Annotated in this window: 16 protein-coding genes; 2 read left to right on the plus strand and 14 right to left on the minus strand. The window is 29.7% G+C overall.

All coding sequences use genetic code 11. The annotated features are described in order from the left end of the window. Nucleotides 1–39 precede the first annotated feature (39 nt). The 10 genes from FHK87_RS04360 to FHK87_RS04405 all read right to left on the minus strand — a co-directional run bounded on the left by FHK87_RS04360 (nt 40) and on the right by FHK87_RS04405 (nt 9,189). Nucleotides 40–1,053, minus strand: a complete 1,014-nt coding sequence (locus FHK87_RS04360; protein ID WP_140590361.1) for a helix-turn-helix domain-containing protein — start codon at nt 1,051–1,053, stop codon at nt 40–42. Between the two features lie 204 nt (nt 1,054–1,257). After that, nucleotides 1,258–2,490 carry a cellulase-like family protein gene (locus FHK87_RS04365; protein WP_140590363.1) on the minus strand — a complete coding sequence of 411 codons (1,233 nt, stop codon included), beginning with the start codon at nt 2,488–2,490 and terminating at the stop codon, nt 1,258–1,260. Between the two features lie 165 nt (nt 2,491–2,655). Continuing rightward, nucleotides 2,656–3,366, minus strand: a complete 711-nt coding sequence (locus FHK87_RS04370) for an ATP-grasp domain-containing protein (RefSeq protein ID WP_140590366.1) — start codon at nt 3,364–3,366, stop codon at nt 2,656–2,658. A gap of 357 nt (nt 3,367–3,723) precedes the next feature. Next, nucleotides 3,724–5,163, minus strand: a complete 1,440-nt coding sequence (locus tag FHK87_RS04375; protein ID WP_140590370.1) for a hypothetical protein — start codon at nt 5,161–5,163, stop codon at nt 3,724–3,726. Nucleotides 5,164–5,225: 62 nt separating this feature from the next. Further along, nucleotides 5,226–5,468 (minus strand): hypothetical protein, encoded by a 243-nt coding sequence (locus FHK87_RS04380; protein ID WP_140590377.1) that lies wholly within the window; start codon nt 5,466–5,468, stop codon nt 5,226–5,228. 457 nt (nt 5,469–5,925) lie between these two features. Further along, on the minus strand, nt 5,926–6,645 hold the full coding sequence (locus FHK87_RS04385) for a DUF6896 domain-containing protein (protein WP_140590380.1): 720 nt from the start codon (nt 6,643–6,645) through the stop codon (nt 5,926–5,928). 154 nt (nt 6,646–6,799) lie between these two features. Next, nucleotides 6,800–7,249, minus strand: coding sequence for a hypothetical protein (locus FHK87_RS04390; protein ID WP_140590383.1), 450 nt, complete (start codon nt 7,247–7,249; stop codon nt 6,800–6,802). A 56-nt stretch (nt 7,250–7,305) separates the two neighbouring features. Further along, the gene (locus FHK87_RS04395) at nt 7,306–7,686 is read right to left on the minus strand and encodes a DUF7668 domain-containing protein (protein WP_140590386.1); all 381 of its coding nucleotides are present in this window, start codon (nt 7,684–7,686) and stop codon (nt 7,306–7,308) included. A gap of 199 nt (nt 7,687–7,885) precedes the next feature. Beyond that, complete coding sequence (locus FHK87_RS04400; RefSeq protein WP_140590389.1) at nt 7,886–8,698, minus strand: hypothetical protein; 813 nt, start codon at nt 8,696–8,698, stop codon at nt 7,886–7,888. Nucleotides 8,699–8,886: 188 nt separating this feature from the next. Continuing rightward, nucleotides 8,887–9,189 carry a hypothetical protein gene (locus FHK87_RS04405; protein WP_140590391.1) on the minus strand — a complete coding sequence of 101 codons (303 nt, stop codon included), beginning with the start codon at nt 9,187–9,189 and terminating at the stop codon, nt 8,887–8,889. A gap of 66 nt (nt 9,190–9,255) precedes the next feature. Between FHK87_RS04405 and FHK87_RS04410 the strand changes: the two genes are divergently transcribed. Continuing rightward, nucleotides 9,256–9,504: a helix-turn-helix domain-containing protein gene (locus FHK87_RS04410; protein ID WP_226294080.1), complete on the plus strand. Its 249-nt coding sequence runs from the start codon at nt 9,256–9,258 to the stop codon at nt 9,502–9,504. A 49-nt stretch (nt 9,505–9,553) separates the two neighbouring features. Here FHK87_RS04410 and FHK87_RS04415 read toward each other — a convergent pair whose 3' ends face one another. From FHK87_RS04415 to FHK87_RS04430, 4 genes are all read right to left on the minus strand, one after another. After that, nucleotides 9,554–10,000, minus strand: coding sequence for a hypothetical protein (locus tag FHK87_RS04415; RefSeq protein ID WP_140590393.1), 447 nt, complete (start codon nt 9,998–10,000; stop codon nt 9,554–9,556). A 12-nt stretch (nt 10,001–10,012) separates the two neighbouring features. Beyond that, nucleotides 10,013–10,390 (minus strand): hypothetical protein, encoded by a 378-nt coding sequence (locus FHK87_RS04420; RefSeq protein ID WP_140590394.1) that lies wholly within the window; start codon nt 10,388–10,390, stop codon nt 10,013–10,015. 90 nt (nt 10,391–10,480) lie between these two features. After that, nucleotides 10,481–11,221 (minus strand): DUF4262 domain-containing protein, encoded by a 741-nt coding sequence (locus FHK87_RS04425; protein ID WP_140590398.1) that lies wholly within the window; start codon nt 11,219–11,221, stop codon nt 10,481–10,483. Between the two features lie 60 nt (nt 11,222–11,281). Then, nucleotides 11,282–11,857, minus strand: a complete 576-nt coding sequence (locus tag FHK87_RS04430; RefSeq protein WP_140590400.1) for a hypothetical protein — start codon at nt 11,855–11,857, stop codon at nt 11,282–11,284. 487 nt (nt 11,858–12,344) lie between these two features. On the opposite strand from FHK87_RS04430, the gene FHK87_RS04435 reads away from it, so the two are divergent. Next, a complete protein-coding gene (locus FHK87_RS04435; protein WP_140590402.1) occupies nt 12,345–13,076 on the plus strand; it encodes a DUF6261 family protein in 732 nt (243 codons plus the stop codon). Nucleotides 13,077–13,116 lie beyond the last annotated feature (40 nt).

The raw sequence follows: 13,116 nt of genomic DNA on the forward strand, positions 1-13,116 counted from the left end.
AATTAAACACCAAATATGTGTTGAATTATAAAAGAGAACTTATAAACTTGCTTTGTATTTAGCAGGTGTAGTGCCTGTATGATTTTTAAATGCTTTGTAAAATGCTGATTTTGAATTAAAACCTGATTTTTGGCCAATTGCTTCTATAGTAAATTTATTTTCCGTTACTATTAGGTGTTTTGCTTCTTCAATTCGGTGTTCGTTTATAAAATCGTTAAAACTTCTGCCTAAATTATCATTAAGTAATTTAGATAATTCGTGTACAGATAATTCTAACTTTTCGGCAACATCTACAATTTTTAAGCTCGTATTTGTATAGAGTTTTTCGGTCTGCATCAATCCATCTAATTGTTTTCTTATCTTATTGAATTCAATAGATTGCGACACTGTTTTTTTTATTTTGTTTTTGATAAAAATTTTGTCCATTATCTTTTTGTTAAAAAGAAAAAACAAGAATAGTGTATAAAAGAAAACAGAAAAGATGATAGAACCACTTATAAAATAATCAAAATCGATAAGTGCAAAACTTGCCCAAATAATCAGATTTACACTAATAAAAGTAATAAACCACTTATATTGAATAAGATTTTTTTTAGGATATAACACCATTAATCCAGAAAGAATAATATAAATCAACAATTGAACGTTGATTATAGGTAAGATGATTTCTTTATTGAGTTGTACATTTTCTTTAAATGGTACAAAAATCATTAATGCAATAACAAGTAAACACCAAAATACAATATGGTATTTCCAGTTTTTTGCCCAAAAAGATTTTGGTTTTGATACACTAATTAAGTAGCTAAACAATAGAGGTCCGATAAGAAAAAAAAATGAAGGACCAGTATTAATATACCAAATAGAATCTGCTGTAGAGAATGCATAAAATATAGATTTTAAAACTCTAAAACTTAGTACAAAAAGGAATAATCCAAAAAGACGATTACTTTGTTTATTGTATGATTTACTAATTAAAAAATAAAGGGAAACAATTAAGCTGTTAATAAATCCAATTGCCCCAAGAGAGAATAATATTTGTGGTAAATAATTCACAAACACAAAGGTAAGCTTTCTTTTAGTTCATCGTCAAAATTACTGCCGACACCAATACACACGTACCTAAATCCAAATCAACATGTGTGCAAATTTACAATTATTCAATTTTAGCTATATGTAAAAATACAAGAATCATTTGAGTAATTATTTAGGTACAATAGGCTGTACATTTTGTACCTCATTGATTTATTGATCAAATTACTAAATTCTTGTTATTAGTTTATGAGTATTAAAATCTGAGTGTGTTTTTTGATTCCTTATCAAATCAGTTAAATCTTGATGCCATGATTTGTCTCTCCACATACCCACAAATTGAGGGCCGCAAAAGTTACTTGTTGAAATACCAACCCACCTGCCTGTTTTAACAGCCTCTCGAGTTCCTAGATCACATAATTCTTTTACCCAATCCCAATCCAAAAGAGGCCAGTCTTTATAATCAACTACACCCCAACACTCTGTTGTTACTAGAGGTTTGTTCACTTTTTTGGACCATTCTGCTGCATATTCGATTTGGCTCAACAACTGGTCTTTCCAATAATTCTCTTTTTGGCGATAAAGTTTTTCTCCTTTTAAAGCAAGATTATCATAACCTTCATACGTAAATCGTTCGTATTGGTAACCCACTTCTTTATAAAATTCTCCTCCATTTCCGTTAACCATCCATATATGTGGTTCAAGAAAATCAAGCATAGAGATATCCCCACGTGTCAAGGTCTCTTTGGTAACTTCTCCGGTAAACGAGAACGTATAGGGCAGCTTTGGATACTTATCTTTCAAAACAGCAATGGATTCACGCATCCATCGTGCAGACTCTTGAGTATCCCACCAACCTAAATCAGTTTTGTAGGGCGTCCAAACTTCCAAGGGCCATTCATTACTCAAGTCAACATAAAGGATTTGATCCATCAGATCGTGATCTTTGACTAGATCTAAAACAGAAAGCCAAACCATCCCCAATTTTTGAGGGGTAGTAATTACATTGAAAGATTTATTTTTATCCTCACGCCACCAAGAAGATAATCCAAGTTTTACATTGAATTTTTTACACTTTTTGATAAAATCAATGAAATGAGGTTGGAGTCGGACTTTAGTTATTGCAGGACTGCCCCAATCTTGGGTGTCCCAATGTGGATTGATCAAGAACTCTTTTTGCAGATCGTTATAAATAAGGTGCGGAAAAGCATCGATGCGTATCGCATTATATCCTCGTTCTACTAATTCGGCAAGAGCAGTATCCCAGTCTTCATAGCCTGCACCAGGCCAACGACGCTCAAGCCAACTAAACTCCCACATGGTAATGGCAAAAGTTTCTTTTTGAATACCAGAATTAGGTACAGAGGCCGTTGCATGTTGAGTATTGCCTAACAATAAAGAACCTAATCCGGCTACCGTTGATTTTTTTATAAAATCTCTTCTGTTTTTTGATGTATCCATATTTTTCATTAATCTAGTATAACAACAATACACACGCACCTACATCCAAATAAACACGTGTGCGAATTTACAATTGTTGAGTTTTAGCTATATATAAAAATACGAGAATCAATTGATTGGTCGCTTTTCTGCTATTAGCACATGTATCTTGTTGTAAACTGCCTTTTAGTAATTTATTGTTGCTTCTCTTATTCCTGCAATTACTTTATTTGGATTACAAGAATTTAATCCGGCACCCCAACTAGAATTAAATTCTATAACAAACCACCCATCTACTTGATTATATCCTAAGTCAATAACATATGTTTTAGGCAAATCAATTGTGAGCTTTTGTAAAAAGTCCACTAAAAATTCTTTTGCAAGATGTAGATCACAATTCCCCTCATAAATTGCAAGATCAAGTATTTCATTATTTAATATAAATGCACGGACTTCACCTTCAATCTCTATGATATTAGATTTTATGACTTGTTCGTTTTGTTCAATACCTCTTATTTCTTTAGTAAAGCTTTTGAAATCACTGTAAATACCTGATTTAAATGTCTTAGGTTTGACTGGTTTGATAAAGATTGGAAAATCAGTTTCTTTAATTTTAGAAATTTCCAGAATCTGAATCTTACGTTTGATCCATTTAAAATCTAATGTACTAATTAACTCATCTTTAGGTTCGATCAATTTTAATCCAAGTACCTGAGCCAAAACAAGACTAAAAGTATCAATCCCGTATATCGTTAATCTTTTTTTAGCATCAATTTTTGGAGACTCCCAAAACTTTCCGATTCGTTTAACATCACCGCCATTCTTGATCCAGCTATCTGCAATCGAATTCCTTTCAACATCGTCTTTGTCAGGAATTAATAAGATTTCGTTCTCCATTTAAGCTAGATATTTATTTTGGTTACTGCCGGCACCAATACACATGCATCAATAATCAAATAAGCATATACATATATTTACAATTGCCCGTATTAGGTTGTATGTAAAAATACAAGAATCAATGGATTAATCAACGATTAGTTATACCTACGTATAGGCATTACTATGTCTTTGATTTTTGAATAGCAAATAATCTCGTTAAAGTTCTACAAGATAATTTAATCGATAATAGCAATCTTCTGTTAATACTTTTAAGGTTTCGCCATCATTGGAGAAACATTTTTTCCAACTTTAAATCTCATGAATTTATGTTCTTTGAATGTATAATAAATACACTATATGAATTATTACAACCATTTACTTTATCAACTCTTTTGAACGATCAAATTCTAGTACGCATTCTTTTAAGTTTTCAAAATCCATATCATAACAATAATGAATCCCATTTAAGTTAAAATAGCGGATAAATTTATATCTGTCGTATTCAAAATACATATAACCAGAATTATCATGTTCAATTAATTTATAACTCGAAGTTGATTTATAAATATTGGAATCAATAAATTTGTTAACAATTTCCTTAATACTACAGCTTGTATTTTGATCTTTTAAAACATTTAAGACACCATTAGCTTTATCATCTATTTGGTCGAATTCTACATATAAAGTATCTTTTATTTGATATTGAATAAGATCTTCATCATAGATATCGAAACTAAGGTCGTTACACAAATTAACACTATAGTATTCTTCGGATTTTTCTTTTATTATCTCATATTTCGAAGGAAAATTTATGCTTAGATCTTTGCTAACCTTCAAAGCACTTGTATTACTTCGATTATTTTCAGCTCTTATTTCTTCTAGTATTGGTAAATACTCTTCGTTGTATGCAATTTCTTTTTTTGAATTTACTTCTTTCAGTACATATTCATTCAATGTACCATCTAAAGATTTTATTTGCTCTAGACGATTTTGCAAAGCTTTAATTTCATTATCATACTCAGATATACTCTTGTATGGATAATCATAGCGAGTTCCATTTAACATTTCTATCTTGCTTGGTGTAATTTTTACGTACAAGTCAAAATCACTTAAATTTTTAATTGGAGATTCAGCTTGTTCTAACTGTTTTACCAGGCGTTTGCTTCTTCTGGTTAATAGTGCTAGAGTGGTTGATAATGTAGGGAAATAGTCATCTTTTCCTTTTGAAATTCCAGAAAGATTAGAGCGTCCCAAGCCTACATGTTCGATAATTCGGTTTTGAGAAATTGAATAAATTTTAATGTCAAACATAAATGAAGTTATTCCTGTTAGATCACCCTTATTTTGAATTTTAATTTTAAGAGAGGGGTCATCTGATTTATATTTCTGTATATAAACTTCGGTAGGTTTAAAATCATTAAGAATAGTAATTATTGAATCAGAATTTTTGCGATTCAATTGTAATTCAGAAATTTCGATCTGAATCTTTTCTATTTCCTTTTCATTTTCTTTTTTCAGAAAATCTTCGGCAAATCTTACTAATTCTTTGTAAGTTTTATTATCGAGAGCATCAAGTGTTATTTTGTTGATAGGCGTATCCCAATATTTACCATAATTCTCTTTTTTCTCCAACTTAGAATACGAATCAACGACATGTAGTGCAATTTCTAATTTTTTTTGCTTATCAGTTGGTAAGCCTCTTAAAACTTGCGCTTTAGATATTTTAAATTGTTCTTCTGAAGTACCATTAAGTTTGACCTTACAGCCGATAAAGCTAAATACTATGAGAAAGAAAAAACAAGTTTTAAGTTTCATATTCTTAATGTTTATTAGCGTGTTTGCTTTTCAAAGGGAGCATATTCGATACAAACAAATTGTTAACCATTTTTTATTATTTCGATATTGTTACAACTCGAACACCACCAATATTCTTTTTCTTTGTCTTTTAATTTTGTTTCAGACTTCTTTCCACATTTTCTACAATTCCGTTCATCTGATTCATTTTCTAACGCTTCATAGTTACATTGATAACAACCCCAAACTGTTAAATTTAATTTTTCATCATCTACGAACCAAGTAAATGAATTGTTTTGACATTTTGGGCAAAGTTGTATTGCCATTTATTGTTCTATAATTTGATTAAAAATTAGTTAATTGACCAATAATAAAGGCAAAAGCAATGAGACCTAGATCTAATAATATACCTTTTTTGATTGACCATTTTGATGTATATACTTTGTTACCAATAAAAATTCCAATTAGCCCAATCAAAACCAAACAGAATAAAATTAAATCAGGAATCTTATATGAGAAAAGTATCATAGTAAAATGATACTGGTAAAACAAATTAATGTACATCCAAACAATATAAATATTGAATAAAATAATAATCAATCCGATTACCTTATTGAATTTTATCATTCTTAAATTTAATTCTTAATTGCATCAAAGCTAAATATATGAATCGAAATAAGGTAAATATTACTCTGTTTTTCGGTTTTTCTGAGCATTGCACCTTACCAAAAATACAACGACCATTTGATAGATCACCTATTTACTATGACATCATATATAGTATTATTTGCTGTTTTCATTCCATATTAATTTTTCGGAGTCTAAGAAGTCAAATTCCGACTTTACTAGTTTTACTTTTCCTTTCTCTTTAAGATAATCTAACGTTTGAATTAATTTAGGAGTATTATCTATATAAATAGAACTTATAGATTTAAACTCATTTGTGGTTTGCATAAAATATTGGAAAAACCATAAATCTATTACTCCATAAAAACCATTATATTTGAGATTAATATCAACAATTTGCCCTGATTTAGAGTTAGAGAAACAAATATCTCCACCGTGAAATCGATAACTCCAATTTTCTGATAATTGATTTTTATCTTGTTCTATTTGCCCTTTTATTTTTGCAAATGATTTATTTGTATCAGTAAAACTATAGTTATATTTTTCCTCAAATCTCTTTATTAATCTTTCTGAAATTAATCTGTAGCTTTTGATTGCTTCTTCTAATCGTTCCGAAATTTTTTTTACTTCATTTTCAGAGAAAAGATTATAGAGATTATAAAATTTCAAGTCTTTAAATTCTCCTTTTTGAATCTCAACATTCAATAAATCTTCAATATTTCTTATTTGTCTTTTTAAATTTCTAATAAAAAGAAAATTGAATTTAGAATTGTAATCTATTCTAATTCTGTCATTTCTACTTAATTCTTCTTTAATTGTTTCTAAAGAAGGTATTTCTCTCGTTCTACTGCAGAATATTTTTTTCAATTCTTTCATTATTGGAATTGCACATAACGTTTAATATATATGTCGTAGCAGAACAAATTGTCACCCTGTTTTTCGATTTTTCTGAGCATTGCACCTTACCAAAAATACAATAACCATTCGATTTGATTACTTAGACTCTATTAGTAAATACATCTTGTCATCATTATTTTTTTAAATTCAGAAGACGTATCATTATATGCCAGAAACCATAGTAATCATGCTTTTTATTTAACCAAACATCTATTGAATTCCCATTAAGATAATTTATAGTTAATATTTCATATTCAAACTTTCGAAGCATCCTATCAGGTTGATTTTGTTTTGCTTTTTCGAATTCAGATTTTGGAACTTTAAATCCTTTAATTTGTTCAATTCTAATTAAGCTCAGTGTATCACTTTTAACAGCAAGTTTTTTAGTTCCTACTATTAACCAATTACCATTTTTATGTCCATATTTAACTATTGGAATTCCAAATTCAGATTGATCAATACTCCTTTCGAATTCCTTTTTAAAATTACTGGATAAATCATCATATAAAAATGAATAATCTGTAGGTATTCCATACTTAATGGCTTTCTCACTTACATTTTTTTTGATTTCTAAGTCCGTCATATTTATTCATAATAATGCTTAGTTATGAGTAGTTGCGTGTTTTAGCACTTAACCTTTCAAGGTACGTAAACCAGTTTTACATCAGTTATATATTTTCCCTCAACTTCTCTTACCTCTGCATTAAGTGTTAAATCACTAAGGCCTTCATTTTTTGTGAACAGATCAATCAGAATATTCCAATAGTTTCCATAGTAGATATATATTGAAGTGTCCCATGTTGCTTCAGGCAGTTCAGTCAATTCTTCTCCATAATCCTCAATATATTCCTTTATTTGGTTGGCTGTATTTTCTGAAATAGGATTAACATTTGTTATTGGCGTACTAAGCCGATAATCTTTTTCTACAAAAGCATTCACAATATTTTTAAAAGTAGAGCGCCACACATGAGGTATAGCCCCTTCCTCTTCTTCATTCTTTTCAACGGTTATCTCATTCATTGCATGTATATTTATTATTTGTAATCATCAAAGTCAATGACTTCCTTTTCAAAATTTATATTTCCATTCAGAATTGAGTCTATTTCAGTAATTATAATTTCATTGTCTTTTGACATGATAAAAACAAAACCCAAGAGTCAATCGATATTAAAAATGTCCCCAAGTCGATACGATTACATATATAATGCTAAACAATGTTTTAATTGTATTCAATTTTTCTCTCCCAAACACAATCTAATCTATTATTAGAATACCTTTTTCTAGTAACCCAGTTATTGTTTTCATCATATTCATAAGAAAACGAATTCCAATGTTTTTGACTTCCATCTTTGTCAAACCAATATTCGGAGATTACATTATTATTTTTATCATATTCAGAAACGAATTTCGTATACTCTCCGTTAGATCTAGTCAAGTCAGACTTTATTTCGTTACCCATATTATCATACTTAAAAGTTCTAACATCCTCAATCGAACCGTCAGGCTTAAAATCTATTTCTTCTATAAGTTGATTTTTTGAGTTGTATTTACTTGTAATCTTAAAAGTTTTATTAGAAGAAGTAATGGTTAGCGAGATTGATAATAGATTACCATTCGAGTCATATTCATTGCTTTCTGTTGAAGTCAGTTCATTATTTTTGTTATACGATTTATACTGTACAATATTTCCATAATTGTCAAATTTTGTATTTGTATAACTTTTTAAGTTCCCCTCACAACTATATGCTGTTTTTTTAATCAGCTTACCTTGTTTATTTTTTTCCAGTTTTACTTTTTCATAATATAAGCTATCTTCTACGTATACATAATCCCAATATTCAATTAATTCTCCATCATTATCATAAAAACTTTTTCGATCAAGGCTCTTTCTAGTCAATTCGCCACTTTCTTTTACACAATATGAAGCCTCAGTTATAGTTTTGAAAGTCCTTTTTTTTGAAATTATACAAGTTTCTGTAGATGAATAGAAGGACATAAGTCCTAGTATAATTGTGCTAATTAAAATTTTCATATTCTTAATGTTTACTAAAAACAATATACCCACACCGATAATCAAATAAACATATATACGCGTTTACAATTGTTGAGTTAGTTTTAGCTATTTGTAAAAATACAAGAATCAATGGATTAATCAACGATTAGTTATACCTACATAAAGGTATTAATATACCTTTGATTTTTGAATAGCAAATGATCTTGTTAAAGTTCTACAAGATATTTTAATCGATAATAGCAATCTTCTGCTAATACTTTTAAGGTTTCGCCATTAGAAGTAATCTCATAATTGATTGCCATACTCATAAACGAAGCATATGTTTCTGATAAGTAATCGTTCCTTTTTTCATGAGAGATATCCATTAACTGATATATGATCTCTAAGATTTCTAAATGATGCATACTAGATGATGATAACCCTAATTGCTCTAACCCATATATCAATTGGCAATGTTTAAGGTCTTGTTGTATCAAATCAATAATTAATTGCTCGTTTTGTTTATACATGCGCTTGGTTTTTAGGTTTTAGTATTGATTCATCACAACACTTGTTCGTAATACCGAACACAAGATATGGATAATTTATCGAAATTCGGTATAGTGAACAGGAAAGAAGAGAAATATTTTCAAAAACTAGGTGCTAGAATCAAGCAATTAAGAGAAGAAAGGGAGATTGACCAAAAGTCCTTTGCTTTTGATTGTGAGATTGGTCGAACTCAATTATACATGATCGAAAAAGGTAGAACAAATCCTCGTTTGCTTACGCTTATGAAAATCGCTGATGGTTTGGAAATTTCTATTGCTGAACTTCTTAAAAATTAATGAATACTATTCACACGTATTACTCTATTGTGAATTTCTAAAAAGTTTATTATTCATCGTTTTTTTGATATTTATATTGTGTGTTAAATAAATCATTTTTATTTTTTAGCAGTAGTTCTTTATTGTCAACTCTAACTATTATATACTTTCGGTTTCCCATTGTCAATATCGAGTCACTTATTTTAAAAGTTGAATTAGATTCATCTCCCATTTGAATGACAAGTAATGAATTATCAGGTTTAAAAATCAAAGTTATTTCAGGCACAGTCTCTACATCAGAATCAGTCCCTCCAATTGAAAGTTTATCAATATCATCGGGAAATGAGTCTGATTCTGCAATCAAAGTCCACTTTCCGATTAATTTATCCTTTACATCAGATTGAGCCAAACAGGAATTGAATCCAAAAACTAAGGTTAGAAGCAATAACAACCTCTTTAAGTTATTTATTACCAACAAATTCATAGTTTGAATAATATTCGTTAAGACTTTTGTCATAAACAGTTTTATTTATTTTTGATTAATGAATTTTGATAATCTTTCTCGTATTAATTTAGCCTCTTTATAGCTTACTCTCAATTTGATTAATGAAAAAGAATAATGTTGTTCCAGATCAGTAATTTCAAAAGAAGGTTGAATCCCATTATAAGTCAGCCTTTCAGTTCCATTTAAAATTTTGTTTTCAATAATCTTGTTCCTTATAATAAAAAGAATTCTCTTTTCCGTGACTATTAAATAATCGTTTTTTTGTCTAAGTAAAGCATAGATAAAAGTTAAAATAGATATTTGTTTGAACACAATTTCCCAAAATTTATCTTCAGAGTCTTTATCAAGTAAAATCATTCCCGATTCTTTCTTAATTAACTTATCAACTTCTTTTTTGGTCATTCAATTTTTCGAATTATTTATAAAGGCTCGAGTATGTTACGTTTGCTTCTTCAACGGAACATATCGCAATACAAACTTTGTTATCTTCTTTTATTTTTCAAATATTTTCCATTTATCACCAATATTCATTCGTTCAGCTGATTCTCCATAATTTAGATAATAAATCTCGTTAAGGGTTTTGTCTTTTTTGACAAGTTCTTCCAAACAGACAAGTTTTGCATTAGTTAAATCTGGGTCTTCTTCTGAATGAAATTGCCAATCCCCGTCTTCATTATGATAAACAAACTTGATAGGTTTGCCTTCTAACACTTCAGAAGTTGTAAATACTCCAAGGTTTCTTTCTTCAAGAAATTTGAACTCCGTATTTCTATCCAGAAGTGGTTGTTTGAATTTGAAATTCTCATTGAACTCTGTTTCCCAAGGAAATTTTCCTTCTCTATCCGGCCAAACTAGTTGAAGTGTTGGAAAATTTATGGAATTATCATTGTACCATCCTGCATAACCTAAATAGTCTGGATAATGTTCTTTTTTCACATCTACAAACTGAACTGGAAGTTCTACCAAAAAATCTGGATAATTGATTCCCTCTATAAATCTAGTTCCTTTCTCAATTTCGTCTTTTGCATTATTAATTATTGCTCCGGTCGATTCAGGGTCTAATCCAATTATTATTAGTTCTGGATGATTAAATTCCTTATACAGTCCGATAGAATATCCAAACCTTGGACAATACCCATCACTTTCTACAAAAGCAATGTGTACTCTATACTCTTCTATATCTTTGAGGATATTGGTAGTTATTTGTTTGTCGTGTTCGTAGTGTTCACTCATTTCTTAATTGAAGTTATCGTTTTAGGAAATATGTCATAATATAGTGTTGTGGTGTCGTTTTTAATAGTCAATATCTTCAAATATTAATTCATCTTTTTGCTTATAAATTTTAATTCTTCGATAAGTAGGAGCAGAACCATCTCCATTAGGTTTCATGTATTCTCTAACAAAAGAATCTTCAGTTTCATAATTTTGAGTTCGTTTAGTACCTTTATATATGTTTTCAGTATCAAAATATAAGTCCAAAATTGGTTCTCCGATTTTTTTGAAATTATCTGACTTTTTAATTGTATTAATAATTTTCATCTTGTCTGTTCCTGATATTCGCAAAGTAAATGTATGATAATAGTCTCCGATTGAAGACATTGATTCATTGTTGATTAATTCAAATTCATCTACCAGCTCAATACCTTGTTCTTCTACTAATTCCTTTGCATCAATTTTTGAAAATAATTGGTCTTCAAATGCTACCAATAAAATAATTAAGAAGACAATTACTCCATACGAGACTGTTAAATACTTTGAAACTTTTGGGTATCCCATTCGCTTAGGAATGAAATAGAGCAAAAGTCCAATTCCAATAGGTATCACAATAAAAACAAAAACTAAAAATCCTATTAATAGTATTTCACTCATTTTGTTAATATAAAACAACAACAATCCACACGCACCTATATCCAAATAAATATATCTACGCATTGCAATTGCCTGTATTAGGGGTTATATGTAAAACTACAAAAACTAATACTGGGTATCATATAGAGCTCAAAAAAAATTCAAAATGCCTACCAGCATCAAAAACAGCAATAAAAAAATTTAAAATCCAGTTCTACGTACGTAGAGAACCATAAAAAAATTTCAAAATGCCTCCCAGCACCAAAAACAACAATAAAAAATTTTAAAATCCAGTTCTATGCACATAGAGAACCATAAAAAAATTTCAAAATGCCTCCCAGCATCAAAAACAACAACAAAAAATTTTAAAATCCAGTTCTGCGTACGTAGAGAACCATAAAAAATGATCCTCTTATTTAATATGTTTTAGGAAAAAAATGGATTTTTTTTAACCTTACTTTTTTCGAAAAAAAGGTAATTTATCAACTATTCCTAAAACCAACATATTATGAAAACACTCAAAAATATTAGTGTTACCCAATCTACACACTCAGAACTCTCTGAAGTAACCAGTAATTATCTTTCTATTATTAATTCGCATTTATCAGCTAATCCTTTTTTGATCAAACTTGTTGAATATATTCAACCTAAACTCGAAAATCTACGTACAGCACTAGCAGCTGTTCGAACCAATAGCCTTGTTGAAGAGGTAATGCAATTAGATCAAGCGAGAGATTATGCTTTTATCGTATTTAGAGATATGATCAATGCTTTTGAAAAAACAGATGATACCAAAGAAAAAGAAGCGTATGAGCTACTATACGAATTACTAAAAAAAGTAGGTACTACACTTAATAATGAAGGGTATATGGAACAATCAGGGCGGTTAGAAACGATGTTTCAAGAAATGGATAAAGACCAATATCAATTGGCAATACAGTCACTAGGGCTTGTAAGTAGGTATAAAAAAGTAAAGAAGACCGAACAGCAGTTCAAAACCGCATATACCAATCGCCTGGAAGAAGATACCAAAAAGAATTACCCGACTATTGGCGAGGCTCGTGCAGCATTAACACCACTAATCAACGACCTAATCCCTACACTACGCAATGTGATCAGGGTTGCCGATACCAACGATACTCTGGGTTGGGTGGATTTGATCAACGAACAAACCGATACCGTAATGACGCAAATAGCTGCTAGAAGAACACGAAAAGAAAATGAGCAAATTACAGAGTAGTAGAGCATACTTATTATAACATTAAACCTGTCGAAGGGAT

Origin of the sequence: Aquimarina algicola, from assembly GCF_006443095.1 — a bacterium.
Lineage (GTDB): Bacteria > Bacteroidota > Bacteroidia > Flavobacteriales > Flavobacteriaceae > Aquimarina > Aquimarina algicola.

Coding starts and splice junctions, on each gene's coding strand:
- FHK87_RS04380 (WP_140590377.1), bottom strand. CDS start 5,468: ATGGCAATACAACTTTGCCCAAAATGTCAAAACAATTCATTTACTTGG.
- FHK87_RS04370 (WP_140590366.1), bottom strand. CDS start 3,366: ATGGAGAACGAAATCTTATTAATTCCTGACAAAGACGATGTTGAAAGG.
- FHK87_RS04435 (WP_140590402.1), top strand. CDS start 12,345: ATGAAAACACTCAAAAATATTAGTGTTACCCAATCTACACACTCAGAA.
- FHK87_RS04415 (WP_140590393.1), bottom strand. CDS start 10,000: ATGACAAAAGTCTTAACGAATATTATTCAAACTATGAATTTGTTGGTA.
- FHK87_RS04430 (WP_140590400.1), bottom strand. CDS start 11,857: ATGAGTGAAATACTATTAATAGGATTTTTAGTTTTTGTTTTTATTGTG.
- FHK87_RS04425 (WP_140590398.1), bottom strand. CDS start 11,221: ATGAGTGAACACTACGAACACGACAAACAAATAACTACCAATATCCTC.
- FHK87_RS04390 (WP_140590383.1), bottom strand. CDS start 7,249: ATGACGGACTTAGAAATCAAAAAAAATGTAAGTGAGAAAGCCATTAAG.
- FHK87_RS04410 (WP_226294080.1), top strand. CDS start 9,256: ATGGATAATTTATCGAAATTCGGTATAGTGAACAGGAAAGAAGAGAAA.
- FHK87_RS04385 (WP_140590380.1), bottom strand. CDS start 6,645: ATGAAAGAATTGAAAAAAATATTCTGCAGTAGAACGAGAGAAATACCT.
- FHK87_RS04400 (WP_140590389.1), bottom strand. CDS start 8,698: ATGAAAATTTTAATTAGCACAATTATACTAGGACTTATGTCCTTCTAT.
- FHK87_RS04375 (WP_140590370.1), bottom strand. CDS start 5,163: ATGAAACTTAAAACTTGTTTTTTCTTTCTCATAGTATTTAGCTTTATC.
- FHK87_RS04395 (WP_140590386.1), bottom strand. CDS start 7,686: ATGAATGAGATAACCGTTGAAAAGAATGAAGAAGAGGAAGGGGCTATA.
- FHK87_RS04420 (WP_140590394.1), bottom strand. CDS start 10,390: ATGACCAAAAAAGAAGTTGATAAGTTAATTAAGAAAGAATCGGGAATG.
- FHK87_RS04405 (WP_140590391.1), bottom strand. CDS start 9,189: ATGTATAAACAAAACGAGCAATTAATTATTGATTTGATACAACAAGAC.
- FHK87_RS04365 (WP_140590363.1), bottom strand. CDS start 2,490: ATGGATACATCAAAAAACAGAAGAGATTTTATAAAAAAATCAACGGTA.